Source organism: Candidatus Azobacteroides pseudotrichonymphae genomovar. CFP2, from assembly GCF_000010645.1.
GTDB classification, from domain to species: domain Bacteria; phylum Bacteroidota; class Bacteroidia; order Bacteroidales; family Azobacteroidaceae; genus Azobacteroides; species Azobacteroides pseudotrichonymphae.
Map to the genome: position 1 here is coordinate 632,745 of NC_011565.1, position 23,298 is coordinate 656,042.

At 32.7% G+C, this 23,298-nt stretch carries 20 protein-coding genes and 1 tRNA gene; 14 read left to right on the top strand and 7 right to left on the bottom strand.

Annotated elements, in window-relative coordinates:
* Positions 1-182: 182 nt before the first annotated feature.
* From CFPG_RS02585 to CFPG_RS02595, 3 genes are read left to right on the top strand one after another with little or no spacing between them, the layout of a single operon-like run.
* Complete coding sequence (locus tag CFPG_RS02585; protein WP_012573473.1) at positions 183-710, top strand: chromate transporter; 528 nt, start codon at positions 183-185, stop codon at positions 708-710.
* Positions 711-726: 16 nt separating this feature from the next.
* Entirely contained in the window at positions 727-1,551 is an 825-nt protein-coding gene (locus tag CFPG_RS02590) for a 1-acyl-sn-glycerol-3-phosphate acyltransferase (protein ID WP_012573474.1), read from the top strand.
* Positions 1,552-1,563: 12 nt separating this feature from the next.
* Positions 1,564-2,586, top strand: a complete 1,023-nt coding sequence (locus CFPG_RS02595) for a GNAT family N-acetyltransferase (RefSeq protein WP_012573475.1) — start codon at positions 1,564-1,566, stop codon at positions 2,584-2,586.
* Between the two features lie 1,570 nt (positions 2,587-4,156).
* On the opposite strand, the gene CFPG_RS02600 is transcribed toward CFPG_RS02595, so the two are convergent.
* Positions 4,157-6,130 carry a hypothetical protein gene (locus CFPG_RS02600; RefSeq protein ID WP_012573476.1) on the bottom strand — a complete coding sequence of 658 codons (1,974 nt, stop codon included), beginning with the start codon at positions 6,128-6,130 and terminating at the stop codon, positions 4,157-4,159.
* A gap of 292 nt (positions 6,131-6,422) precedes the next feature.
* Here CFPG_RS02600 and CFPG_RS02605 point away from each other — a divergent pair, with 292 nt between their 5' ends.
* From CFPG_RS02605 to rfbB, 11 genes are all read left to right on the top strand, one after another.
* Positions 6,423-7,130 (top strand): succinate dehydrogenase/fumarate reductase cytochrome b subunit, encoded by a 708-nt coding sequence (locus CFPG_RS02605; RefSeq protein ID WP_265347954.1) that lies wholly within the window; start codon positions 6,423-6,425, stop codon positions 7,128-7,130.
* Positions 7,127-9,070, top strand: coding sequence for a fumarate reductase/succinate dehydrogenase flavoprotein subunit (locus tag CFPG_RS02610; protein ID WP_012573478.1), 1,944 nt, complete (start codon positions 7,127-7,129; stop codon positions 9,068-9,070). Before CFPG_RS02605 ends, CFPG_RS02610 begins: the two co-directional genes overlap by 4 nt.
* Positions 9,071-9,226: 156 nt before the next feature.
* Positions 9,227-9,982, top strand: coding sequence for a succinate dehydrogenase/fumarate reductase iron-sulfur subunit (locus CFPG_RS02615; RefSeq protein ID WP_012573479.1), 756 nt, complete (start codon positions 9,227-9,229; stop codon positions 9,980-9,982).
* 91 nt (positions 9,983-10,073) lie between these two features.
* Positions 10,074-10,160, top strand: a tRNA-Leu gene (locus CFPG_RS02620).
* Between the two features lie 482 nt (positions 10,161-10,642).
* Positions 10,643-11,287 (top strand): bifunctional phosphoribosyl-AMP cyclohydrolase/phosphoribosyl-ATP diphosphatase HisIE, encoded by a 645-nt coding sequence (hisIE, locus tag CFPG_RS02625; RefSeq protein ID WP_265348057.1) that lies wholly within the window; start codon positions 10,643-10,645, stop codon positions 11,285-11,287.
* A complete protein-coding gene (locus CFPG_RS02630; protein ID WP_012573481.1) occupies positions 11,277-11,984 on the top strand; it encodes a cell division ATP-binding protein FtsE in 708 nt (235 codons plus the stop codon). The genes hisIE and CFPG_RS02630 overlap by 11 nt, the downstream gene beginning before the upstream one ends.
* Positions 11,984-13,132, top strand: a complete 1,149-nt coding sequence (gene lysA, locus CFPG_RS02635) for a diaminopimelate decarboxylase (protein WP_012573482.1) — start codon at positions 11,984-11,986, stop codon at positions 13,130-13,132. Before CFPG_RS02630 ends, lysA begins: the two co-directional genes overlap by 1 nt.
* Before the next feature lie 244 nt (positions 13,133-13,376).
* A complete protein-coding gene (locus CFPG_RS02640; RefSeq protein ID WP_041572400.1) occupies positions 13,377-14,132 on the top strand; it encodes a hypothetical protein in 756 nt (251 codons plus the stop codon).
* A 121-nt stretch (positions 14,133-14,253) separates the two neighbouring features.
* Positions 14,254-14,802, top strand: coding sequence for a dTDP-4-dehydrorhamnose 3,5-epimerase (gene rfbC, locus CFPG_RS02645; RefSeq protein WP_012573484.1), 549 nt, complete (start codon positions 14,254-14,256; stop codon positions 14,800-14,802).
* The gene (gene rfbA / locus CFPG_RS02650) at positions 14,799-15,662 is read left to right on the top strand and encodes a glucose-1-phosphate thymidylyltransferase RfbA (RefSeq protein ID WP_012573485.1); all 864 of its coding nucleotides are present in this window, start codon (positions 14,799-14,801) and stop codon (positions 15,660-15,662) included. Before rfbC ends, rfbA begins: the two co-directional genes overlap by 4 nt.
* A 258-nt stretch (positions 15,663-15,920) precedes the next feature.
* Positions 15,921-17,036 carry a dTDP-glucose 4,6-dehydratase gene (rfbB, locus tag CFPG_RS02655; RefSeq protein ID WP_012573486.1) on the top strand — a complete coding sequence of 372 codons (1,116 nt, stop codon included), beginning with the start codon at positions 15,921-15,923 and terminating at the stop codon, positions 17,034-17,036.
* A gap of 39 nt (positions 17,037-17,075) precedes the next feature.
* Here the strand turns inward: rfbB and rimM are convergent, their stop codons facing one another.
* The 6 genes from rimM to CFPG_RS02690 all read right to left on the bottom strand — a co-directional run bounded on the left by rimM (position 17,076) and on the right by CFPG_RS02690 (position 23,284).
* Positions 17,076-17,591, bottom strand: a complete 516-nt coding sequence (rimM, locus tag CFPG_RS02660; protein ID WP_012573487.1) for a ribosome maturation factor RimM — start codon at positions 17,589-17,591, stop codon at positions 17,076-17,078.
* Complete coding sequence (gene murA / locus CFPG_RS02665) at positions 17,588-18,895, bottom strand: UDP-N-acetylglucosamine 1-carboxyvinyltransferase (protein WP_012573488.1); 1,308 nt, start codon at positions 18,893-18,895, stop codon at positions 17,588-17,590. Before murA ends, rimM begins: the two co-directional genes overlap by 4 nt.
* 113 nt (positions 18,896-19,008) lie before the next feature.
* On the bottom strand, positions 19,009-20,022 hold the full coding sequence (gene obgE, locus CFPG_RS02670) for a GTPase ObgE (RefSeq protein WP_012573489.1): 1,014 nt from the start codon (positions 20,020-20,022) through the stop codon (positions 19,009-19,011).
* A gap of 10 nt (positions 20,023-20,032) precedes the next feature.
* A complete protein-coding gene (locus CFPG_RS02675; protein ID WP_012573490.1) occupies positions 20,033-20,608 on the bottom strand; it encodes an adenylate kinase in 576 nt (191 codons plus the stop codon).
* Positions 20,609-21,023: 415 nt separating this feature from the next.
* Positions 21,024-21,575, bottom strand: a complete 552-nt coding sequence (locus CFPG_RS02685) for a phosphoribosyltransferase (RefSeq protein ID WP_012573491.1) — start codon at positions 21,573-21,575, stop codon at positions 21,024-21,026.
* Between the two features lie 80 nt (positions 21,576-21,655).
* Positions 21,656-23,284, bottom strand: a complete 1,629-nt coding sequence (locus CFPG_RS02690; protein WP_012573492.1) for a fumarate hydratase — start codon at positions 23,282-23,284, stop codon at positions 21,656-21,658.
* Positions 23,285-23,298 lie beyond the last annotated feature (14 nt).

The window sequence follows — 23,298 nt, forward strand, 5'->3', positions numbered from 1 at the left end:
TCGTAAGAGGTTAGGGAGGGCCGAGTGTTGTGCTGTAAATAATTTGTACCCTGAGCTTAGTTCTGTTATAGGTACTGTAATGCGTATGGAGGCATAGTTGTCTATATCTATAAAATTTATAAATGAACAGAGTTAAGTAGTACTTTCATCGTACTACTACTTTCCAATGTATAAAAAAAGAAATGTGGATTTATTGGCAATTATTCTATACTTATTTTAAAATTGGTCTTTTTGGATTTGGAGGGGGGTATACTATCTTGTCTTATATCCAGCATGTAACAGTAGAGGAATATAAATGGTTAACTATTAATGAGTTTACTGATATTGTGGCGGTTTCTCAGATGACGCCCGGTCCAATAGCTATTAATTTGGCCACATATACAGGCTATATGATTACCGGTACTACTTGGGGTAGTATAGTTGCTACACTGGCTGTTTGTTTTCCATCTTTTGCGATTATTTTTTTAATTTCCAGAAATTATCAACATTTTCGTTCTAATTGTTATGTTAATTATGCTTTTAAGGGATTGCGTCCTGCTGTGATTGGATTGATTGCAACAGCAGCTCTTTTTTTGATCAACAAAGAAAATTTCGTCGATTATCGAAGTTGTATTATTTTTATTGTAACCTTCTGTTTTGCCTTTTTTAGGAAATTTCATCCTATTTTGCTGACTTTGTTTGCAGGTATTGCTGGGTTGCTTTTATATTAAAAAAATAAGTAATTGAATGGTAGAAGTTTTTCAGATAGATGTTTGGGAGATTTTTTTGAGAAAATTTCCCGATTTGTATATGAAAACGCCAGCATTTATTATCAAATGGTTTGCTCGACTTGTTTGTCAGAACCAATTGAATGCGTATTTTCGGTCGAATGCATATTTTACAGATATAGCATTTATGGAAAATGCTGTTTATAACAGTCGTATTACTCTGCATTTAAAAGGAATGGAGAACTTACCGGTTGACAGCAAGCGATGTGTTTTTGTATCCAATCACCCATTGGGTGGATTGGATGGTATTTGTCTATCTGCTATATTGGGAAGGAAGTATAATGGAAATATTCGTTATTTGGTTAATGATATTTTGTATTTTATAGAGCCGTTACGAGGTATTTTTATACCTATTAACAAGTATGGGACACAAACTAGAAATGGAGTTAATAAGTTGAATGAGGCATTTGATTCTGACAATCAAATTATTACATTCCCAGCGGGAATATGCTCGAGAAAGATTAAAGGAAAAATTAGAGACATTGAATGGAAAAAAATGTTTATTTCGAAAGCTATTAAATACAATAGAGATGTTGTTCCAATATATTTTGAAGCTGCCAATTCTTGTTTGTTTTATATCATTGCAGGTATTCGGAGACGGTTAGGAATAAAGTTCAATGTGGAAATGTTGCTTCTGCCTCGTGAAATGTTTAAATCACTGGGAAGTGAATTTGCTATTCACTTTGGACAGCCTATTCCTTGGCAAACATTTGATTCATCTAAAACAGCGTTACAGTGGGCAAATGATGTAAAAAATAGAGTTTACGCTATGCAAAGCTATTAAGAAACAGATTTTATGGAAAAAATAATACCTAAAGTTGATCGCATTGCTATTAAATCTGAGCTAACAGCAGAAAAATTTTTTCGGAAGACTAATAAATTGGGTAATGAGATTTATTTATTTACTGCTCATAATGCTCCTTATTTGATGCGTGAAGTGGGTCGTTTGCGAGAGGAAGCCTTTCGGTATTACGGCGGTGGGACTGGAGAATCGGTGGATATAGACGAATTTGATACAATGGCAACACCCTATCGTCAGTTGATTGTTTGGGATCCATCAGGAGAAGAAATACTTGGTGGCTATCGTTTTCGTTGTGGGAGTGAGATTTCTTTGGGAGAGGATGGTCAACCGAATAATATTGCTACAAGCAATTTATTTCATTTTTCTCAAAAATTCAATGATGTTTATTTACCACAAATAGTAGAATTGGGCCGTTCATTTGTATCTTTAGATTATCAGGCTAGTAGGGCTGGAACAAAGGGTCTTTTTGCATTGGATAATCTTTGGGATGGACTGGGGGCGTTGTCTGTAATAGATCCCTACCTTCGTTATTTTTTTGGAAAAGTAACGATGTATAAAACTTACAATGTGGAGGCACGTGATATAATTCTTTTTTTTCTCGATAAATATTTTAGAGACAAAGAAAAATTAGTTACTCCTATTTATCCTTTGGAAGTTCATATAAACTCTAAAGAGTTAACAAATCTTTTTAATAAGGATACTTATAAAGAGAATTATAAAATACTTAATTTGGAAATAAGGAAGTATGGAATAAATATTCCTCCACTGATAAGTGCTTATATGAATTTATCTCCAAGTATGCTTGTTTTTGGAACAGCCGTAAATAAGAGTTTTGGTAATGTAGAAGAAACTGGCATACTAATAGATGTTCATGATATTTTTGAAGATAAAAAGCAACGTCATATAGAATCATTTTTGAGAGAAAAGCCGACTAAAAGACTAATAAATCGTATTCGTAAAATGATTAGTAGGGCATATGTTCGCCGGTGCAAAAAGCAAATAAGAAGTAAGAAGTAAGAAGTAAGAAGTAAGTGAGAATAAGAGGGTGGTGGGTGGCTATATGAATTGCTGAAATGCAGTTCATATAGCCACCCACCACCCTCTCTCCAAAGCAGAGTTTATTAATCATTTGAATTGAATGCTGCTGTATTTTCTTTTCTATTGCTATGCTAGCTTTGTTAAATTTGTTCTAACAATGGAGGGGAATATATATTTTATCTTTCTTAAAGGTTGATTATCTTTTTTTTTTATAAAGGTAATTATAAAAGGTAATCGTCTAGAGCTTTCCTAGTAAAATGAATATTTTCTTTCAGTTTTTATCAAAAGTCTCCTATGTTGTATTTCACCTGAGTATTTTCTTTTCTTCTTGTATAATCACTATATCTCTTTTTTATATTGATTATTTATTATTAGTGTTTTCTAATGTAAAGAGAAGTTTTGTTTCTGATTCTCCTCTCTCTTAGGGAATGTCTTAGACTTTTTTATAGAAGGCTATTGTTTTTGTACAAAAAACGGTTTGAACGTTGTCGTTCACAATGCAAATAAAAATCTTCTACAGGAATTTATTTTTAATATCTAGTATATTTTACTATTTGACGATTTATAGTTGTACTTTTCTTCCCTTAACAGATTTTTGTTTTGTGTTTTTTGACTAATCGATAGTTTTTCTTTTGTTCCAATTCATACTTTACTACCTATGAATATAGGTAGCACTTAAAGGGCGTTTTTAAAAAAAACTATTGCGAAGAAATACCGATTTTTTCATATTTCGTCAAGTTTTGATTTTGCTTACACTAGACTAGTGACAGTTCTATCCAATTAAAAAGTTACACCTGTAATTCTCTTTTATTTATTATATTACACTATAGATATTATATTACACTATAGAGTTGGATGCAATGTGATCTTTCAAATAACATATAATTTTTTTCTATATTGGAGTCCAATTGGCTACTTTTGTTTGTTTTAACATCACGACGACCAAGTAATTCCAGTTACTTTATCTCTCTGATTCAGAGTACTGAATTTGATGTTCTGAAATTCGGATCTTTGTAATAATCATTCATAAACCTTCTTCCTATTTGTAATGAGAGATCCATGTCAATAATTTCTATCTCTTTTAATTCGAGATAAACGATGAGGAATAATAAGTTATTAGTAATTTTTTATAGTTGTTTTGTTTCTCTTCAGTTATATTTTTAGCCTGTTTTTTTGTCTGTAATAGTACTTAATCTACAACAAGCATCTATTTTTCAAAATGCTTCCATTGATGTAATTTTTACCTTACTTTCCGTACATTATTGCTTTTTTAGTGTCATATTTCTCAAAAATCTTTATCAGGATAATTAAAGCTATTGACATTTATTAATATTATAAATGTCAATAGCAGGAAATGTTACTAACATATCCCAATTCAATGTTTTTATGTTGGCGTTAATTATTGTTTCAATTGTTTCAGCCTTGCTTTACAATTAGCAACATCGTTCATTCTACACAGTAGTAATAAAATTGAAAATTTCCATAAGATTAAAATTATAAATAACATCCACCTTTTAATTAAGACGAATAGTGATATAATAGAAGCTTTTCATTCATTAAAATTCGTATCATTTATTGCTTTTTGCAAAGTGTTTAGCAGAGATACTGTTGATATTGTTTTACCTGTAGCTTCTATCATCCATTGATTTGGGGTTAGATGTCCAATACGGAAGATACGATCTATTTCTTCAGCAAAATTTTTCCCTTCCAAGTATTGTTCCAATTGGAATTCAATTATCTGTCCGTAGGCATAAGCCGATAAATATAAAGGATAACTTATCATGTGCGAATAGATTGCTAGTATAGCTTGGTCTTGTAATTCGAATACAGATGCAAAATATTTATTCCAAATTTCTTTTGACAAGTGAATGATTTCATTTTTCAATTCTTCGGCCTTTACATTGGGATGATCGTATATCCATTTCCAAACAGAAATGTCTAGCATGGATACACCGATTATTTCGTATAAAGTCCATACTTTGTCAAAAGTAGCTAAAGTCCACTTTGAAAAATCATTTTTTTTCTCCTTGATGCCTAGTAATTCTAAATCACGTTTTTGAAAAATAAAAGCTAAAGCTTCAGTAAATGCGGTGTTTGGAACACCGCTTAGCAAATAATAGTCTACATCGTAAAGAGAAAGTGTTTGTTCTACATTGTGTCCGAGTTCGTGAATAGCTGTATTATATCCTTTATAATCCATTCCTTCTTTACAGAAAGGGGCACGTAAATGTGATTTTTGCCCTTTCATTGCAGTACCCCATGCATGACCAGATCCACGAGCAGCATCGACTGTAATTTTTTTGCTTATATAATCTGCTCGTTTGGTACTGAATCCTAATTTTTCTAACAGAATGTGCAATTTTTTTTCAAAAACAATTGTATTGGGATACAATTGGCGAATTTGTTCACTTAATTTGTCTTCATTTATATTACTACGATATTTGAATCCATCATACCAGATGTCAAAGGCTTCTAATTTTCTGTTTAATCGTTTAGATATAGTTTGTCCAACTATATGTAGGCTAGGAGATGAAAGATAATTATGGAAAAGTGTTTCTGTATCTCCTATCGAAATTTCCATATCTTCTAAAAAATGACGATCCATGTAAGTATTATTTGTGTACTTATCAATTGCTTGTAATGCTTTGAAATTGTGTATGAATTTTTCGTAACGGATAGTTTTTTCTTCGTTCCCTTTTTTAGCCTTTCCGTTCTGATAAATAATATTTGAAAATGGATCCCATTGATGGTTCTTGGAATTAATAACTTCTATTGGAATTTCTTGCGAAATAATACGTTTCATTACTTCGTAAATTGTTTGTTGCTTTTCCAAAGCTTCTGCCCCTTGATTGTAGTTGGCTTTTATTTCGTCCCGCAATCCCCAGTGTGATAGCAAAACCTTCTCTTTAGAGAATAAACTTTTTCCATTCTTGAGTAATTGTCCAACATGGATACGATAATTGGAAATATAGATGTCTGCTTTGCTAAAAGCTGTTGCGCATGCTTGTTGTATAGCAGCCGGAATACGAAAAGTAAATAGATCGCCCATACGTGCATATGCCCATAATAAACGATTCCTCCCTAATTGTTCTTTTTCGTTCAATGTTAATTTGGGAAAGTTTAAAACAATAATAAAGGCAATTTTATTTGTATATAAATCTTCTGTTAAATGTGCATTTGGGTTATAAGAGGCAAACAATTCATCAATGTTTTGTAAAGCTCCAGTGTCTTCGTGTATGTGGTATTGTAAACGTAAGGACATTTCATTGAAATGTCCGTTTATAGCTTCTAAATATTTGCTTATTTTTAAAAATAATTCTTCTCTTTGTTTTGGATCACTATAATAGTGTTTTTTGCAAAATTCTATGAATTCTTTATTTCTTCCATCGGATATTCGCCAGAGTTTAGCCACTTGTTTAACTCCCTGTTCTATCAATGCGTTTTTTTTTTCGTCAATTGTCGATAGTGTTTTAACGACTTTTTTTATACTGGTTTCTTGAATAACAGTTGTACATTTAACCATAAAGCAAATAGAATTAAATTAAAATTTTTGTTTTATATTCTATAAATATAACTACAACAAATTACAACAAATTTAGCGCTGAACAGTAACATTGGGAGTTTTCGAGCTTGTCATAGATAATTTACTTAAAAACACCGTATTATTGTGATAAATCAAAAAGGAAGAAAATATTTGATAGTACAGAAAAAAAAATTATTTTTAAGATAACGTCTATGATATCTTGATATTTGTTTAGTGTAGATTCCCATTTTCTACAGGGTATTATATCTTAGTCTGATGGCTAAATTATCTGATGGCTAAATTAATTAATAATTATTATAAAAATAGCAAAAACATGTATTGGCTATTGGGTTCTTCTATTGGCAGAAAATTTGTTATGAGTATTTCTGGTGTTTTTCTTGTTTTATTTTTACTTCTTCATATGTCTATGAATCTGGTTTTGATTTTTTCTACTAAAGCTTATGATAAGATCTGCGGGGTACTTGGAGCTAATTGGTATGCGGTAGTAGCGACACTTATTTTAACGGGAGGATTCAGTATTCATATTGCGTATGGGACATTACTTACTTTTCACAATATGAGAGCAAGAGGGATTGGCAATTATGAAATACCAAATGAAACAAAAATCGAGTGGGCATCAAAAAACATGTTCGTTTTAGGGCTTATTGTTATACTAGGATTAATTATTCACTTGTGGAATTTTTGGTACAAAATGCAATTTGCGGAGCTTTTTCAATCGGGAATTACCGTTAAAGAAGGTTCACGATTGGTTATTAGTCTTTTTTCTAGTCCGATATTTTCTTTTACTTACATTTTGTGGTTGGTGGCATTGTGGTTTCATTTAACACATGGTATTTGGAGTATTTTTCAAACTTTAGGTTGGAATAATAAAAAATGGTTCCCCCGTTTAAGATTTATTTCTAATATCGTTTCAACGATTATTATGATTGGCTTTGCTGTTGTTCCAATTTATTTTACTATTTACACATTGATAAAATGATACAATTAGAAGCAAAAATTCCTGAAGGTTCTTTGATTGAAAAGTGGGTCAATTATAAAAATCATCAAAAGTTGGTTAATCCTGCTAATAAGCGTTGTCTAGACATTATTGTTGTAGGGACTGGTTTAGCTGGTGCTTCGGCTGCTTCTTCTCTTGGAGAATTAGGATTTAATGTATTGAATTTTTGTATTCAAGATTCTCCTCGACGAGCACATTCTATTGCTGCACAGGGGGGTATTAATGCAGCTAAAAATTATCAGAATGACGGGGATTCAGTTCATCGTTTGTTTTATGATACGATTAAGGGAGGCGATTACCGTGCTCGTGAAGCTAATGTTTATCGTTTAGCAGAAGTCTCCAATAATATTGTTGACCAGTGTGTAGCACAAGGGGTTCCATTTGCTCGTGAATATGGTGGCTTATTGGATAATCGTTCTTTTGGTGGAGCACAAGTTTCTCGTACTTTTTATGCAAAAGGGCAAACGGGTCAGCAATTATTGCTGGGGGCTTATTCTGCATTGAGCCGTCAAATACATAAAGGAAGTGTGAAGATGTATACTCGTTATGAGATGTTAGATTTAGTAATTATAGATGGTCGTGCTCGTGGCATTATTGCTCGTAACTTGATTACTGGTAGGATAGAACGTTTTTCTTCTCATGCTGTAGTAATTGGTTCTGGAGGTTATGGAAATACTTTTTTCCTTTCCACCAATGCTATGAATTCTAATGGTTCAGCTGTAATGCAATGTTATCGTAAAGGAGCGTTTTTTGCTAATCCTGCTTTTGTTCAAATTCATCCGACTTGTATTCCAGTACATGGAAAATTTCAGTCTAAGTTAACTTTGATGTCTGAATCATTACGTAATGACGGTCGTATTTGGGTGCCTAAGAATTTGGAAGATGTCGAATCTATTCGTGAAGGCAAGTTGAAACCAACTCATGTAGCGGAAGAAAGGCGTGATTACTATTTGGAAAGAAGATATCCAGCTTTTGGTAATCTTGTTCCGCGTGATGTGGCTTCTCGTGCTGCAAAGGAAAGGTGTGATGCGGGTTATGGTGTGGGGAATACAGGATTGTCCGTTTATTTGGATTTTTCGGATGCTATTAATCGTCTGGGGCTGAAAGCAGTAGAATCTCGTTATGGGAACTTGTTTCAGATGTATGAAAAAATCGTTGATGAAAATCCATATGAAACGCCCATGATGATTTATCCAGCTATTCATTACACAATGGGGGGTCTATGGGTTGACTATGAATTAATGACAACTATTCAAGGTTGTTTTGCTATCGGTGAAGCAAATTTCTCTGATCATGGTGCTAACAGGTTAGGGGCTTCTGCTTTGATGCAAGGTCTTGCCGACGGTTATTTTGTGCTTCCTTATACTATTCAAAATTATCTTGCAGACCAAATTCGTATTCCTCGTTTCAGTACAGATCTGCCTGAATTTATAGAGGCTGAAAAAGCAGTAGAAGATAAAATTGCCACCTTAATGAGTATTAAAGGGAATCGTACGGTAGATTCCATTCATAGAGATCTGGGGCATATTATGTGGGAATGTGTAGGTATGGCTCGCACAAAGGAATCTTTGGAGAAGGCGTTAAATAAATTGAAAGATTTGAGGAAAGAATTTTGGTCTAATGTGTTTGTTCCTGGTGAACCTAATACATTAAATTTAGAATTGGAAAAGGCTTTGCGTGTAGCTGACTTTCTTGAGATAGGAGAATTGATGGCATTAGATGGATTGAGTCGTAATGAGTCATGCGGTGGTCATTTTCGGGAAGAATATCAGACTTTGGAAGGAGAAGCTTTGCGTGATGATGAAAATTATGCTTATGTTGCTTGTTGGAAATATAAAGGAGAACATAAAAGACCGGAACTTATTAAAGAATCGATTGATTATGAATTTGTAGTTCGTCAACGACGAAATTACAAAATCTAAAAACGACATGATTAAGAAGATTAATATTGTTATGAACAAATGAGAACAAATAAGAGACAAATGTATTTTGATGAGGTCTTTGGGTGCGTTGTACAAGATAAGAGAAAGGTTACTAAGGTTGTGTTGTTATAGTGTTTCGTTGACAAAATAAATTTTATGGATAGAGATATAAACATAAGTGTAAGAGTTTGGAGGCAAAAATGTCCTAAAGCAAAAGGCTTTTTTGAAACCCATAGATTAAATAATATTTCTGGAAGTACGTCATTTCTGGAAATGTTAGATATTTTGAATGAACAGTTGATAAGAGAAGGGAAGGAGCCTGTAGCTTTTGATAATGATTGTCGTGAAGGTATTTGTGGTATGTGTTCATTGTATATTAATGGGCGTCCTCATGGTCCAGACAATTTAATCACTACTTGTCAATTACACATGCGTCATTTTGAAGATGGCTCAACAATTACTGTTGAGCCTTGGCGTTCGGCAGCTTTTCCTGTTATACGTGATTTAATGGTGGATAGATATGCTTTTGATAAAATTATGCAAGCAGGTGGTTATATATCAGTGAATACGGGGGGGGGGCCAGATGCTAATGCAATCCCAATATCTAAAATTGATGCGGATGAAGCAATGGATGCAGCTTCGTGTATTGGATGTGGTGCTTGTGTTGCTGCATGCAAAAACGGTTCAGCGATGTTATTTGTATCAGCGAAAGTGAGTCAATTAGCTTTGTTACCACAGGGCAGAGTGGAGGCTAAAGCACGTGCTAAAGCAATGATTGCCAAGATGGATGAATTGGGGTTTGGTAATTGCACTAATACAAGGGCTTGTGAATTAGAGTGTCCGAAAGGCGTATCCATCAGCCATATTGCTCGTTTAAATAGAGAATTTTTGAAAGCTAAGTTGGGTGATTAAAAAATATATAGGATATAGTTTTTTTTGCTATTTCAATTTTGGAAGGTCGTTATTTTACATATTTGTAAAGCTTGTAGAGTTTGTTTGTTCAGCTCGGATGGTGGAAATAGGTAGACACGCAAGACTTAAAATCTTGTGACCATTTTGGGTTGTGCGGGTTCAAGTCCCGCTCCGAGTACTGTCTCTTTTCAAAATGAGATTTGTTATTAATGAGATTTGTTTTTTTAGCGTTAAAATATGACTTTACTAGGTTCTTCATTTTTTGTTCAATTGTATTGAATGATACAGATCAATTCTTTTGAAGAATCCTTTATTAAGTAAGTTGAGGTGAGCAAAATCTCTGTTGATTTTTGAGTGTTTTTTTTGTAGAAATCTTTCGTTTTTTTATTCCTCTGCACTTTATTCAAAATAAAAGTTTACACATAGGTAAAAGGACACAATACGCTGTTCGAAATCTAATAAAAAAGTAAAAAGTTCAATGTTCAATGTTTACCTAATTTGCAATTAGGTGACTAAAGAGTGTAAAGGACTATAAGAACGCTCTGTGTAAATTGTTAGGTGTTATTTATTATTACCTTTTATGTTTATCTAACGCATTTTTATATGTTTAGAGTATGCTGATATTTTTTATATTTGTATTTGTGAGGTTTACTACTTTTTATAGAACTTGAAAAGGGAAGGCTAAAATTAAGAAGTAAAAGTATTATGAAACTAAACTTTGAAAAACTGGGTGGATTAGTTCCAGTTATTATACAAGACAATGAAACAAGTAAGGTATTGATGCTTGGTTTTATGAATGAAGATGCTTATCAGCAAACAGTAGAAACAAATAAAGTGACTTTTTTTAGTCGTACTAAGAATTGTCTTTGGATGAAAGGTGAGACTAGTGGAAATATTTTGCAAGTGGTCAGTATAAAATCGGATTGTGATAATGATACTTTGTTGATAAAAGTTATTCCCACAGGTGCAGTTTGTCATACAGGAAATGATACTTGTTTTGGAGAAAAAAATGAAGAGGATATTCTATTTTTGAAAACATTGCAAGACTTTATTGAACGTCGTCGTTTAGAAATGCCTGAAGGATCTTATACTACTTCGCTTTTTAATAGTGGTATCAATCGTATGTCACAGAAAGTGGGGGAAGAAGCAGTGGAAACAGTAGTTGAAGCGACTAATGGAACAAGTGAAGGTCTCATGTACGAAGCTTCTGATTTGGTATACCATCTTATTGTTTTATTAATAAGTAAGGGATTGCGAATTGAGAATTTGGCGAGAGAATTAAAAGAGCGACGCAATGGGAAATAATTTGAATATGGATAAAGTATTGATTCATTATGAAGATGTTGAGATCAATCATGGGGGAAATGTTATTCTTCACAATGTAAATTTTGAGCAACAAAGAGGAGAATTTCTTTATATAATTGGTAAAGTAGGTTCAGGTAAAAGTTCTTTCCTAAAGACCTTGTATTGTGATTTTTCTATTAGTAGTGGAAAAGCATTTATTTGTGGTTACGATTTGATAAAGATTAAGAAAAAACAAATTCCGATGTTGCGTAAAAGGATTGGAATTGTTTTTCAAGATTTTCAATTACTAATAGATCGCTCGGTGAATGATAATCTAAAATTTGTACTGAAAGTTACAGGATGGAAGAATAAAAAAGTAATCAATGATCGTATTCAAGAAGCTTTAGTTCAAGTAGGAATGGCCGATAAGGGTTATAAAATGCCTCATGAATTGTCAGGTGGCGAACAGCAGCGAATTGTGATTGCTCGTGCTTTATTGAATTTTCCAGAAATAATTCTTGCGGATGAACCGACAGGTAATTTAGATCGAGAATCTTGTAGGAGGATTGTTCGATTATTACAAGATATTAGTAGTGATGGAACAGCTGTAATAATGGCTACTCATAATTATCAATTAGTTCAAGAATTCCCGTCTAAAACAAAAAAATGTGAAGAAAGTCAACTTTTTGATTGTCAATTGTCTAAAGTAATTGAATAATGCAAGCTTTTCCGATAGAAAAATTTAGGAATCTACAAACACCGTTTTATTTTTATGATATAGAACTTTTAAGAAAAACACTGCAGGTTGTTGTTCTGGAAGCTGCTAAGTATGATTATCATATTCACTATGCAGTTAAGGCTAATAAAAATCCTCGAATACTTTCCATTATTCGTGAAATGGGATTAGGTGCTGATTGTGTTAGTGGAGGTGAGATAGAAACAGTTCTCAATGAGGGATTTTCTGCTGAAAAAGTTGTTTTTGCGGGGGTAGGAAAAACAGATTGGGAAATCAATCTTGGGTTGGAAAAGGATATTTTTTGTTTTAATGTGGAATCTATTCCCGAATTAGTAGTGATCAATCATTTGGCCTGTGCGAAGAATACAATAGCAAGAGTTGCTTTACGTATCAATCCCGAAATAGATTCTCATACACATCATTATATTACAACTGGGATAAAGGACAATAAGTTTGGAATTAATTTGGATCAATTGGATAGAGTTTTGGATATGTTGAGTACGTTGTCTTCTATTCAATTAGTTGGTATACATTTTCATATTGGTTCGCAGATTATGGATTTGACTCCTTTCCGATTACTTTGTAGCCAAGTAAATGAACTTCAGCAGAAGTTTATACAGCGAGGCATTTTTTTAAAACACATTAATTTTGGAGGTGGGTTAGGAATTGATTATGAAAATCCTGATGAAAATCCAATACCGAGTTTTCGAGAGTATTTTAATGTATTTCGTACGCATTTTTTTGTTTTAAACAATCAACAAATTCATTTTGAATTAGGTCGTTCTATCGTCGGACAATGTGGGAATTTGATTTCTAAAGTGCTATATGTTAAGGAAGGAAGTGTAAAAAGATTTGTTATTTTGGATGCTGGCTTTACTGAATTAATTCGTCCTGCTTTCTATGAATCGTATCATGTTATTGAAAATTTAAGTTTAGAAGAAGCTACCGATGTATACGATGTAGTAGGTCCAATATGTGAGTCTTCTGATTGTTTTGCTAAACAAAGAGTTTTGAAGAAGACTTACAGAGGAGATATTATAGCTATTCGTTCAGCTGGTGCCTATGGAGAAGTTATGGCTTCTCAATACAATTGTAGACAGTTGCCTAAATCGCATTTTTCAGATTGTTAATACTTTTGTTTTATAAAAAGTATAGAAAAGAGAAAATTAGGGAAATATTGAAAAGAAGTTTTGTTGGTCCTATTTCTGTTTTTTGTTCAACGAAATTGAGTTGAACTGGCAATAGACAAAATATATCATAATTACTTAAGAGTTCGAAATTGTTTATGTAATTTGAGCGCCTATAGAAATGATATTGTACAAAAAAGGATGATATGTATCATCTAACTCTAGTTATTTGTAGAGAAGTGTTTTTGTGCAAAATTCGATTTTGTTAATAATTGCTGAAGAAATGAAAAAATATAACATTAATGTCTTTGAAGAAATTCAGCAATCTTTGAATGGTTTGCAGGGGAATATACATATTTTGGAGGCTACTATTCCAATTGAACAGCAAAAGGCATTTTTTAATTATGCTGAAATAGTAAGAAGTAGTAGAAGGGAAGGAGTTGTTGAAGAGTATATAAAAATATTGAACTCGGAGGCAGTCCCTTTGGAGAATAAAAGATATGCTATGGTTTTTCTTTCCATTTCAGCAGATATTAAAGCATTTAGAGCATTGGAAAAATATAATCAGAGTCCGCAAAAGGAATTGAGTAATTGGGCATCATTGGCTTTATTACAGGCGAGAATGATTCTTGAAAATGAACTTTCTGATGAAGAACAAATTTTCGTTTCTACGGGTTTGGGAGGGAAAGGAGATAGGTTTCGGTTTTTTGCTTTTTTAAAATCTAAAGATTTGATTCCCTTTTCTAATTATCAGCGAAACTTGATTGAAAAAGAAATGGATTTTTCCGTTCATAAACATTATGGTGAAATGGAAAAAATGGAAATAAAGAGTAATTATTTTACGTTGTTGTTATTATCTACTTTCAAAGTAATTCGAACCACTATAAGTAGTGCTGTCGAAGAATGCAACAAGTATGGTGGTTTTATCGATCATGATTTTGTAATTACTAATATGGAAATATTTAATGAAGAGGATATACAAAAAGAGTTGAATAAAGAGTGAAAGAAAACTTATTTATTGCAATATTTCTTTTAGTTTCAATTATTTTAGACTAGTTGAGTTTATTAACTTGTTGGAGAAGATATGTATTTTCCAATATAGGGAATTTGTAAGGATTGTTATTATGGATTTTATTCAAAAGCATATTTGGGGGCTATGGCTTATAAGGCCAAAATTGATTTTTGATGAGAGAGGTTATTTTATGGAAACTTATATGAAGGAAGAGTTCGAACGACGTGTTGGAACAATTGATTTTGTTCAGGAAAGTCAATCCTGTTCTGTTTGTGGTGTTTTGCGAGGAATGCATTATCAGCAAGGGGAAGCAGCTCAGGCCAAGTTAATAAATGTATTGGAAGGAACAATACAAGATGTAGTTGTGGATCTTCGAAAAGATTCTAATTCATTTGGAAAATATGAAACAGTAGAATTATCTGCTGAAAACAAACTACAATTTTTTATTCCGAGAGGTTTTGCTCATGGTTTTTTGGTGTTAAGTGAATGGGCTACCATTAATTATAAAGTAGATAATGTTTATTGTCCCGATGCTGAAAGAATATTGTATGCCGGGGATAAAGATGTGAATATTTTATGGGACAAAAGATGTGAATTGTGGAAACAATCTGAAAAAGATCGATTAGGTAGTTCGTTAAGAGAAATCGAAGTGCAATTATGAAAGGTATTATTCTGGCAGGTGGGAATGCTACACGGATTTTCCCCCTATCTAAATCAATATCTAAACAAATTATGCCTGTGTATGATAAACCTATGATTTATTATCCTTTGTCTACTTTGATGTTGGCAAAAATAAAAGAAGTCTTAGTTATTTCTACTCCGCGTGACTTGCCTATGTTTCGGCAATTATTGGGGGACGGAGAAGATTTAGGTATGAAGTTTGATTATATTGTTCAAAAAGTCCCTAATGGGTTAGTACAGGCATTTGTTTTGGGAGAAAAATTTATTGGTGATGATTCTGTTTGTCTTATATTGGGTGACAATATTTTTTATGGTCAAGGTTTTTCTGAAATGTTGTATAGAGTTCAATTGCACATAGAGGGTGCTTACATCTTTGGTTATTATGTAAAGGATCCCAAGGCTTATAGTGTGATTAATTTTGATTTAGATGGAAAAGTACTGTCTATTGAAGAAAAACCTGTTTGCCCGCAATCTAATTATGTTGTACCCGGATTGTATTTTTATGACAACTCAGTCATTGAAAAGGCAAAAAAAATAAAGCCATCAACAAGAGATGAATATGAGATAACTGATCTAAATCGTCTTTTTTTAGTGGAAGAGAAATTAAAAATTTCTCTTTTTGGGCGAGGATTTGCTTGGTTAGATATGGGTAGTTTAGATAGTTTATTGGATGCTGCTTGCTTTGTAGCAACTATTCAGAAGCGGCAAGGGTTTTATATTGCTTGTATTGAAGAAATTGCATGGCGCAATGGTTGGATAGATAATGAAAAACTGCAACAATTGGGGAAGAAAATGGGTAGAACGGAATATGGTAAGTATATTTTGTCTTTGCTTACATGAGAGTAATGAAAAATTTAATATTCAGTTTTGCTAGATCAAGACTTGTTAAGACAATTGATAATGTGAGTTGTTTTTTATATAAAAAAGTTAAGGTATTATGTTTTATTTGAATATCCAAGTATTCTTATGAATACTTGCATTCATGATTGAATATAAGTATTTTGGGAAAGAGTTGAAATATTTTGTACTAATTAGTGAATTGGTTTTATAAGAATAACTTTTGTAGGTTTTAAAAATTTGAACAAATAATTTTATTTTGTGTATGTTTATTTCGTTACCGGTGGTGCTGGATTTATAGGTTCTAATTTTGTAAAATATCTTTTAAAAAAATATAGAGATATTAAAATTGTTGTATTGGATAGTTTGACTTATGCAGGTAATTTTAATACAATTGAAGCAAATTTAGAAGATTATCGTTTGTCATTTATAAAGGGTAGCATTGGAGATGTAGAGGTCGTAAGTGATATTTTTCAGAAGTATCCCATTAATTTTGTAATTAATTTTGCGGCGGAAAGTCATGTAGATAGGAGCATTATCCATCCGCGAGTATTTTTTGAGACTAACGTATTAGGTACACAAAATTTATTAGAGATTACTAAAAAATATTGGACAATTGGGAAAAATGAAAAAGGTTATCCAACATATAAAAATTTTGTAAAATATTTACAAATATCAACAGATGAAGTATATGGCAGTTTGGGCGAAAGCGGTTGCTTTGTTGAAACTACGCCATTGAGTCCACATAGCCCTTATAGTGCCTCTAAGGCTGCTGCGGATTTGCTTGTGAAAGCATATAGCGATACTTATAAAATGCCTGTGAATATTACCCGTTGTTCTAACAATTATGGACCTTATCAATTCCCTGAGAAATTAATACCTTTGGCTATTAATAATATTCTTGAAGGTAGACAATTGCCTATTTATGGTAAGGGTCAAAATGTACGTGATTGGATTTATGTAGAAGATCATTGTAAAGCTATTGATTTGGTATTACACAAAGGGAGGAGAGGAGAGCTATACAATGTTGGTGGAAATAATGAGAGAAAAAATATAGATGTTGTCAAATTAATTATTTCTACTACAAAGAATTTGTTAGAAGAAAACGTGCAGTATCAAAAAGTTTTGCATTTGCCTGCTTCGAAATATTCATTAGAATGGGTAAATGAAAATTTAATTTCTTTTACAGAAGATAGACTAGGGCATGACAAACGTTATGCCCTAGATTTTACAAAAATTACAATGGAACTTGGTTGGCAACCAGATATGCAATTTGAAAGGGGTGTCCTAAAAACCATCTGTTGGTATTTAGAAAATCAGGATTGGGTGAACGAAGTAACATTAGGAAAGAATTTTAGTTTTTACGAAAAAATATGAATATATGGGAACAGATAATAAATAATGTATAAAATCCTATTACAACAAGCCAACTGGAAGTTTCATATAGATTATTTTTCGTTTTTCATCTATAGTAACGATCATTTCATTGGCAGTAGGAATAAGGATCTCTTTACTTTCTTTTTCAACAATGAATAAAGTATTGATGGTAGATTTATCTATATCAGTAATAGATCCTATTTCTCTATTTTTTTCGTCTATTATATTGAAACCAATATAATGATCCCATGAGAAATAATTTAATTTTGTATTTTCTGCTGATTGTTTTTTTGGGAGAAAAACCTCTTGATAAGTAAGAAGTTTGGTTTGCTCTATTGTATTTATATTTTTCAATTTTACTAATACTGTTGAATTAGAAATAGAACGATATGATTCTACCCTAAAAGGGATAAAGATGCCCTCCATTTCGCAGATAAGAAAAGAGTTTTTACCTTTAAAAAAAAAATTATTTGTAAAAACAAAAGAAATTTCGCCTTTAATTCCATGCGATTTATTGAAGTTTCCTACTTTGATTAACTCATTGAAATTAATCATGTTCTTATAATCTTTGCTCCAAGAGCATTCAATCGTTTGTCAATTGCTTCGTATCCACGATCAATTTGATCTATGTTGTAAATTTGACTAATTCCTTGAGCGTTCAAGGCTGTGATCAACATAGCTATACCTGCTCGAATATCTGGAGAAGTCATTGTAGTAGAACGCAAATTGTATTTTCTATCTGAACCTATAACGATTGCTCTATGTGGGTCGCACAAAATAATTTGTGCTCCCATGTCAATTAATTTATCAACAAAAAACAAACGACTTTCGAACATTTTTTGGTGAATTAGAACATTACCATTTGCTTGCGTAGCAACAACTAAGAAGACGCTTAACAAATCAGGAGTTAATCCCGGCCAGGGGGCATCAACAACAATTAGGATAGACCCGTCGATAAATGTATTCACTGTATAAGATTCTTGTGCTGGAACAATTATATCATCATCTTCTTTATTGAGAATGATACCTAATTTTCGAAAAACATCTGGGATAACACCTAAATTGTTATAGGAAACATTTTTAATGCGTAATTCCGACGCTGTCATTGCTGCCATCCCAATAAAACTTCCTACTTCAATCATGTCGGGTAAAACAGTATGCTCACATCCGTGTAGTGATCTTGTCCCCTCTATAACAAGTAAATTAGATGCTAATCCGTTTATTTGTGCCCCCATTGATATTAACATTTTTGTTAGTTGTTGAAGATATGGTTCACAAGCAGCGTTGTAGATAGTTGTCTTCCCTTCTGCTAGTACGGATGCCATTAAGATATTTGCTGTACCGGTTACAGATGCTTCTTCTAACAATATGTATTCACCGTGCAAACTATCATTTGATTTTACTTCATAAGTACAACGCTTTGTATCGTATGTAAATGTTGCCCCTAATTTTTGCATACCTGCAAAATGAGTATCTAATCGACGGCGTCCTATCTTATCTCCTCCAGGTTTGGGAACAATTGCATATCCGAAACGAGCGATCAAAGGTCCTACTAACATTATTGACCCTCGCAAAAAGGCACTTTTTGCGAGAAAATCATTTGTTTGTAAATAATCTAAGTTTAAATCATTTGCTTGAAAAATATAAGTTTTAGACAATGGATGTTCTATTTTTACACCCATTTTTCTCAATAGAATGATTAGATTATTGATATCTATAATATCTGGTATATTATGAATAGTCACCCTTTCAGAAGTCAGTAAAGTAGCACAAATAACTTGTAATGCTTCATTTTTTGATCCTTGCGGGACTATTGTTCCTGCAAGCTTATGTCCGCCTTCTATAATAAATGATGACATTGAACAACTGAATCTTTATTTAAATAGGATAAATATTTTTATACTGTTTCCAGTAATAACAAATGTAAAGAAAAGAAACTCCCCTTATAGAAGGGGCTAATCGTTTTTTAGCCTTAGCTTATTTCTTTCATATCATGGAATCTTAATTTTTCCCAAAGTAGATCTTTCAATACAGTAATGCCTTTCTGAGTGAAAGAGGATATAAAAATGTGAGGAATATCTGTAGGTAATTCTTTTTTAATTACATCCTCCAATTTTGTGTCCAACATATCAGATTTGGATATTGCCAAAATACGTTGTTTATTCAATAATTCGGAATTATAGCAGGCAAGCTCATTTAAAAGGATTTTGTATTCATTTGCAATATCATTTGCATCGGAAGGAATCATGAAAAGTAACAAAGAATTTCTTTCTATATGACGTAAGAAACGTAGTCCTAAACCTTTTCCTTCATTTGCTCCTTCTACAATTCCAGGTATATCAGCCATTACAAATGTATACGAATTATGTACGTTTACGACTCCTAGATTTGGCTCTAAAGTAGTGAAGGCATAATCAGCAATTTTAGGTTTAGCTGCTGAAACAATCGATAATAGAGTTGATTTCCCTGTATTGGGAAATCCTACCAATCCTACATCGGCTAATAATTTCAATTGAAAAACAATTTGTCTTTCTTCATAGGGTTCTCCCGGTTGGGAATGTTTAGGTGTTTGATTAACTGCTGACTTAAAATAATTATTTCCTCTTCCTCCCCTCCCACCTTTTAACAAAACAATTTCTTGTTTATCATATTTAATATCAGTGATAAACTTTCCTGTTGTACCATCAAAAACTGCGGTCCCAATAGGGAGCTCTATAGTTTTATTTTGACCATCTTTCCCATGCCTCAGTTTTCCTTCACCTGCTTTGCCATGATCTGCAAAAATATGATATTTGTGTTTTAGATGTAACAGGGTCCAATAATTCCGACTTCCTCTTAGAATGATATCACCTCCCTTTCCTCCATTACCTCCATCCGAACCTCCCCAAGGAATATATTTTTCATGTCGAAAATGAATAGAACCTTTCCCACCTTTGCCGGAACGTATATGAATTTTTGCGTAATCTACAAAATTGGATTTTGTCATTTGTTTTTTGTTAGCGGAAAAGATTATCTATTTTTTCTACTATATTCTCAAATACTTCTTCTACAGAATTTTTTCCTATAATTTCCATAAGTTTCCCTTTTTTTCTGTAATATTCTTGCACAGATTCAGTCTGTTCCCTGTAAACAGTCAAGCGATTTTGAATTGTTTCTAAATTGTCGTCCTTTCTACTAAAAAGTTTCCCTCTTTTTAACAAGCGGCGAATTAATTCCTTTTCGTCTACAGATAGACTAAAAACAATAGCAATAGAGGTATTTTGTTCTTTTAATAAGTCATCCAATGCTTTAGCTTGAGAAATAGTTCTCGGAAATCCATCAAAGATATATCCTTTATTGTTATCTACCTTATCAAAAAGATCAACAAGAATTCTAATAGTCAAATAGTCAGGGAGTAATTGCCCTTGATTAATATATTCTTCTGCTATTTTACCCAATTCGGTTTTATCTTTTATCTCGCGACGTAAAATTTCACCTGTAGAAATGGGATATAAGCTGTATTTTTCGCTGATTAACTCGCTTTGCGTCCCTTTCCCAGAACCGGGTGCTCCAAAAATACCAATATTTAACATTGTTGAATTTATAATTTTTGTAGGTTTTTTTTTGATATCTCTTCAAATATTTCTTTTACCTGTTTACTATTTTCACGCATTTATGATACGACAAACACGCTTATTGAAATCTGTATTTATTCTTACATATCATTTTAGAAAAATCAAGTATATTTTCACATTCAAGTTTTATTTATGATGCTTTTTTGAATAAAAAAATATATTTGTGCTACGCTTTACCTTGTGTTTTATACATAAACCTTCGTTATTTCTAATAAAGGGAGCTGGTTTTCCAAAACATTTACATATCTTAATTATTGTATTATCAATAGCAATTTCTGTTTTGGTTTTATCAAAAAGAAGTTCATTTTTTATCATCCCTTGATTTTATTTGTCTCGCATCCTTAATTTAGTGTAATTAAGTACTTAAAATTTCTTATTTTTCATTTACTACTTGATATATGCTTCTATAGTTTCTACCTTGTTCATCATAATCTGCTCCAAATCCAATGACGAATTCATTGGATATTTCTTTCACTACATAAACTGGATTTATGTTGAACTGAATAGCATTAGGTTTAAACAACAAGGTTGCTATTTTAATAGATGCTGGATTTTTTTTTCTTAAGAGCTTGAGCAGATAATTTATTGTATGCCCCGTATCTATAGTATCTTCGATAACTACTATATGACGATCCTCTATATTTTCTGTTAAACTTTGTATTTCTTTCATTTTTTCTCCACGCTCTATTCCTTCATAGGATTTTAATCGGATAAAAGTAACTTCACATGGAGAATTGAATCTTCCTATCAATTCTGAAGCAAACATAAATGCTCCATTTAGAATTCCAATAAACAAAGGCGTTTTACCTTTTAGATCTTCATTGATTTGTTTTGCCACTCGCTCTATCCCTTCGATCAGATCTTCCTCAGGGATTAACAATTTAAACCACTTATCTTTTATTAAAACACGTTCTATTAACTTCATAAGCTTCAAAATATATGTATTCTCCAGTAACAGAAGGATAAAAATAATTAAATTTTAAATGTGAAGGAAAAATGATTTTTTTATTTTGGTTGTTTGAAAAAATCGTTGCCTTTGTCATCAACTAATATAAATGCAGGAAAATTTTGTACTTCAATTTTCCAAATGGCCTCCATTCCAAGTTCCGGATAAGCTAAACATTCAATACTTTTGATATTGTTTTGAGCTAAAATTGCTGCAGGGCCTCCAATAGTTCCTAAATAAAATCCACCATACTTTTGACAAGAATCAGTTATTTGTTGACTACGATTTCCTTTTGCCAACATTATCATGCTTCCTCCGTGCGATTGAAGTAAATCTACATATGGATCCATACGTCCTGCCGTTGTTGGTCCCATTGAGCCACAAATCATACCTTTAGGTGTTTTTGCTGGTCCGGCGTAATAGATCGGATGTTCTTTGATGTACCTTGGAAGATCTTCTCCTTTATTAAGGAGTTCTTTTAGCTTAGCGTGGGCAATATCTCGTCCCACAATGACTGTTCCATTTAAGGACAGACGAGTGGCCACTGGGTATTTGGTCAAATCTGCCAGAATTTCTTTCATCGGACGATTGAGATTGATTTTCACTACATTCCCTTCACCCATATTGCGATATTGTTCGGGAATATATTGAGCAGGATGTTCTTCTAATTTTTCAATCCATACACCGTTTTTATTGATTTTTGCTTTGATATTACGATCTGCTGAACAAGAGACAGTCATTCCTATAGGGCAAGAAGCTCCGTGTCTTGACAGACGAATGATTCGTATATCATGAGCAAAATATTTACCCCCAAATTGGGCTCCCACACCGATTTCTTTAGATACTTTTAGTATTCGCTCTTCCAGAGCAAGATCACGGAAAGCTTGTCCATATTCATTCCCTTTGGTTGGAAGTTTATCATAATATTTGGCTGATGCCAACTTGGCAGTTTTTAAGCAAAAGTCAGCAGATGTTCCACCAACTATAAATGTAATATGATAAGGCGGACAAGCTGATGTTCCTAACAATTTCATTTTTTCTATTAGAAAATTTTCTAATGTTTTAGGTTTCAATAATGCTTTGGTTTCTTGATATAGATAAGTTTTATTAGAAGATCCTCCCCCCTTGGCGATACATAGAAAAATATATTCATTCCCGTCAACCGATTGAATATCTATTTGTGCAGGAAGATTACATCCAGTATTTTTTTCATTATACATGTCCAAGGGTACATTTTGAGAATAGCGAAGATTTTCTTCTGTGTAAGTTTCGTATATACCTTTGGATAAGGCTTCTTCATCGCCTCCACCTGTCCATATTTGTTGTCCTTTTTTAGCCACAATTGTTGCCGTACCGGTGTCTTGACAAAAAGGAAGGATTCCTTTGGCAGAGACTTCAGAATTACGTAGCATAGTCAAAGCTACGTATTTGTCGTTTTCACTAGCTTCTGGATCTTTCAATATAGCTGCTACTTGTTTTTGATGTGAGGGACGTAAAAAAAATGCACAATCATGAAAACATTGATTTGCCAGCAATGTCAAAGCTTCTTTTGATATTTTTAAGATTTCTTTCCCCTCAAAAAAGGATGTTGAAACTCCTTCCTTAGTTAGTAAATAATACTCAGTGTCATCTTTCCCCAAAGGAAATATGTTTTGGTATTTAAAACTAAAAGGAGGGATGTCTGTCATGACAGTAGCATTTT

What these genes read in the sequence shown, in the direction of transcription:
- CFPG_RS02585 (WP_012573473.1), top strand. Translation starts at nt 183, where the DNA reads ATGTGGATTTATTGGCAATTATTCTATACTTATTTTAAAATTGGTCTT.
- CFPG_RS02590 (WP_012573474.1), top strand. Translation starts at nt 727, where the DNA reads ATGGTAGAAGTTTTTCAGATAGATGTTTGGGAGATTTTTTTGAGAAAA.
- CFPG_RS02595 (WP_012573475.1), top strand. Translation starts at nt 1,564, where the DNA reads ATGGAAAAAATAATACCTAAAGTTGATCGCATTGCTATTAAATCTGAG.
- CFPG_RS02600 (WP_012573476.1), bottom strand. Translation starts at nt 6,130, where the DNA reads ATGGTTAAATGTACAACTGTTATTCAAGAAACCAGTATAAAAAAAGTC.
- CFPG_RS02605 (WP_265347954.1), top strand. Translation starts at nt 6,423, where the DNA reads ATGGCTAAATTAATTAATAATTATTATAAAAATAGCAAAAACATGTAT.
- CFPG_RS02610 (WP_012573478.1), top strand. Translation starts at nt 7,127, where the DNA reads ATGATACAATTAGAAGCAAAAATTCCTGAAGGTTCTTTGATTGAAAAG.
- CFPG_RS02615 (WP_012573479.1), top strand. Translation starts at nt 9,227, where the DNA reads ATGGATAGAGATATAAACATAAGTGTAAGAGTTTGGAGGCAAAAATGT.
- CFPG_RS02630 (WP_012573481.1), top strand. Translation starts at nt 11,277, where the DNA reads ATGGGAAATAATTTGAATATGGATAAAGTATTGATTCATTATGAAGAT.
- lysA (WP_012573482.1), top strand. Translation starts at nt 11,984, where the DNA reads ATGCAAGCTTTTCCGATAGAAAAATTTAGGAATCTACAAACACCGTTT.
- rfbC (WP_012573484.1), top strand. Translation starts at nt 14,254, where the DNA reads ATGGATTTTATTCAAAAGCATATTTGGGGGCTATGGCTTATAAGGCCA.
- rfbA (WP_012573485.1), top strand. Translation starts at nt 14,799, where the DNA reads ATGAAAGGTATTATTCTGGCAGGTGGGAATGCTACACGGATTTTCCCC.
- rimM (WP_012573487.1), bottom strand. Translation starts at nt 17,591, where the DNA reads ATGATTAATTTCAATGAGTTAATCAAAGTAGGAAACTTCAATAAATCG.
- murA (WP_012573488.1), bottom strand. Translation starts at nt 18,895, where the DNA reads ATGTCATCATTTATTATAGAAGGCGGACATAAGCTTGCAGGAACAATA.
- obgE (WP_012573489.1), bottom strand. Translation starts at nt 20,022, where the DNA reads ATGACAAAATCCAATTTTGTAGATTACGCAAAAATTCATATACGTTCC.
- CFPG_RS02675 (WP_012573490.1), bottom strand. Translation starts at nt 20,608, where the DNA reads ATGTTAAATATTGGTATTTTTGGAGCACCCGGTTCTGGGAAAGGGACG.
- CFPG_RS02685 (WP_012573491.1), bottom strand. Translation starts at nt 21,575, where the DNA reads ATGAAGTTAATAGAACGTGTTTTAATAAAAGATAAGTGGTTTAAATTG.
- CFPG_RS02690 (WP_012573492.1), bottom strand. Translation starts at nt 23,284, where the DNA reads ATGACAGACATCCCTCCTTTTAGTTTTAAATACCAAAACATATTTCCT.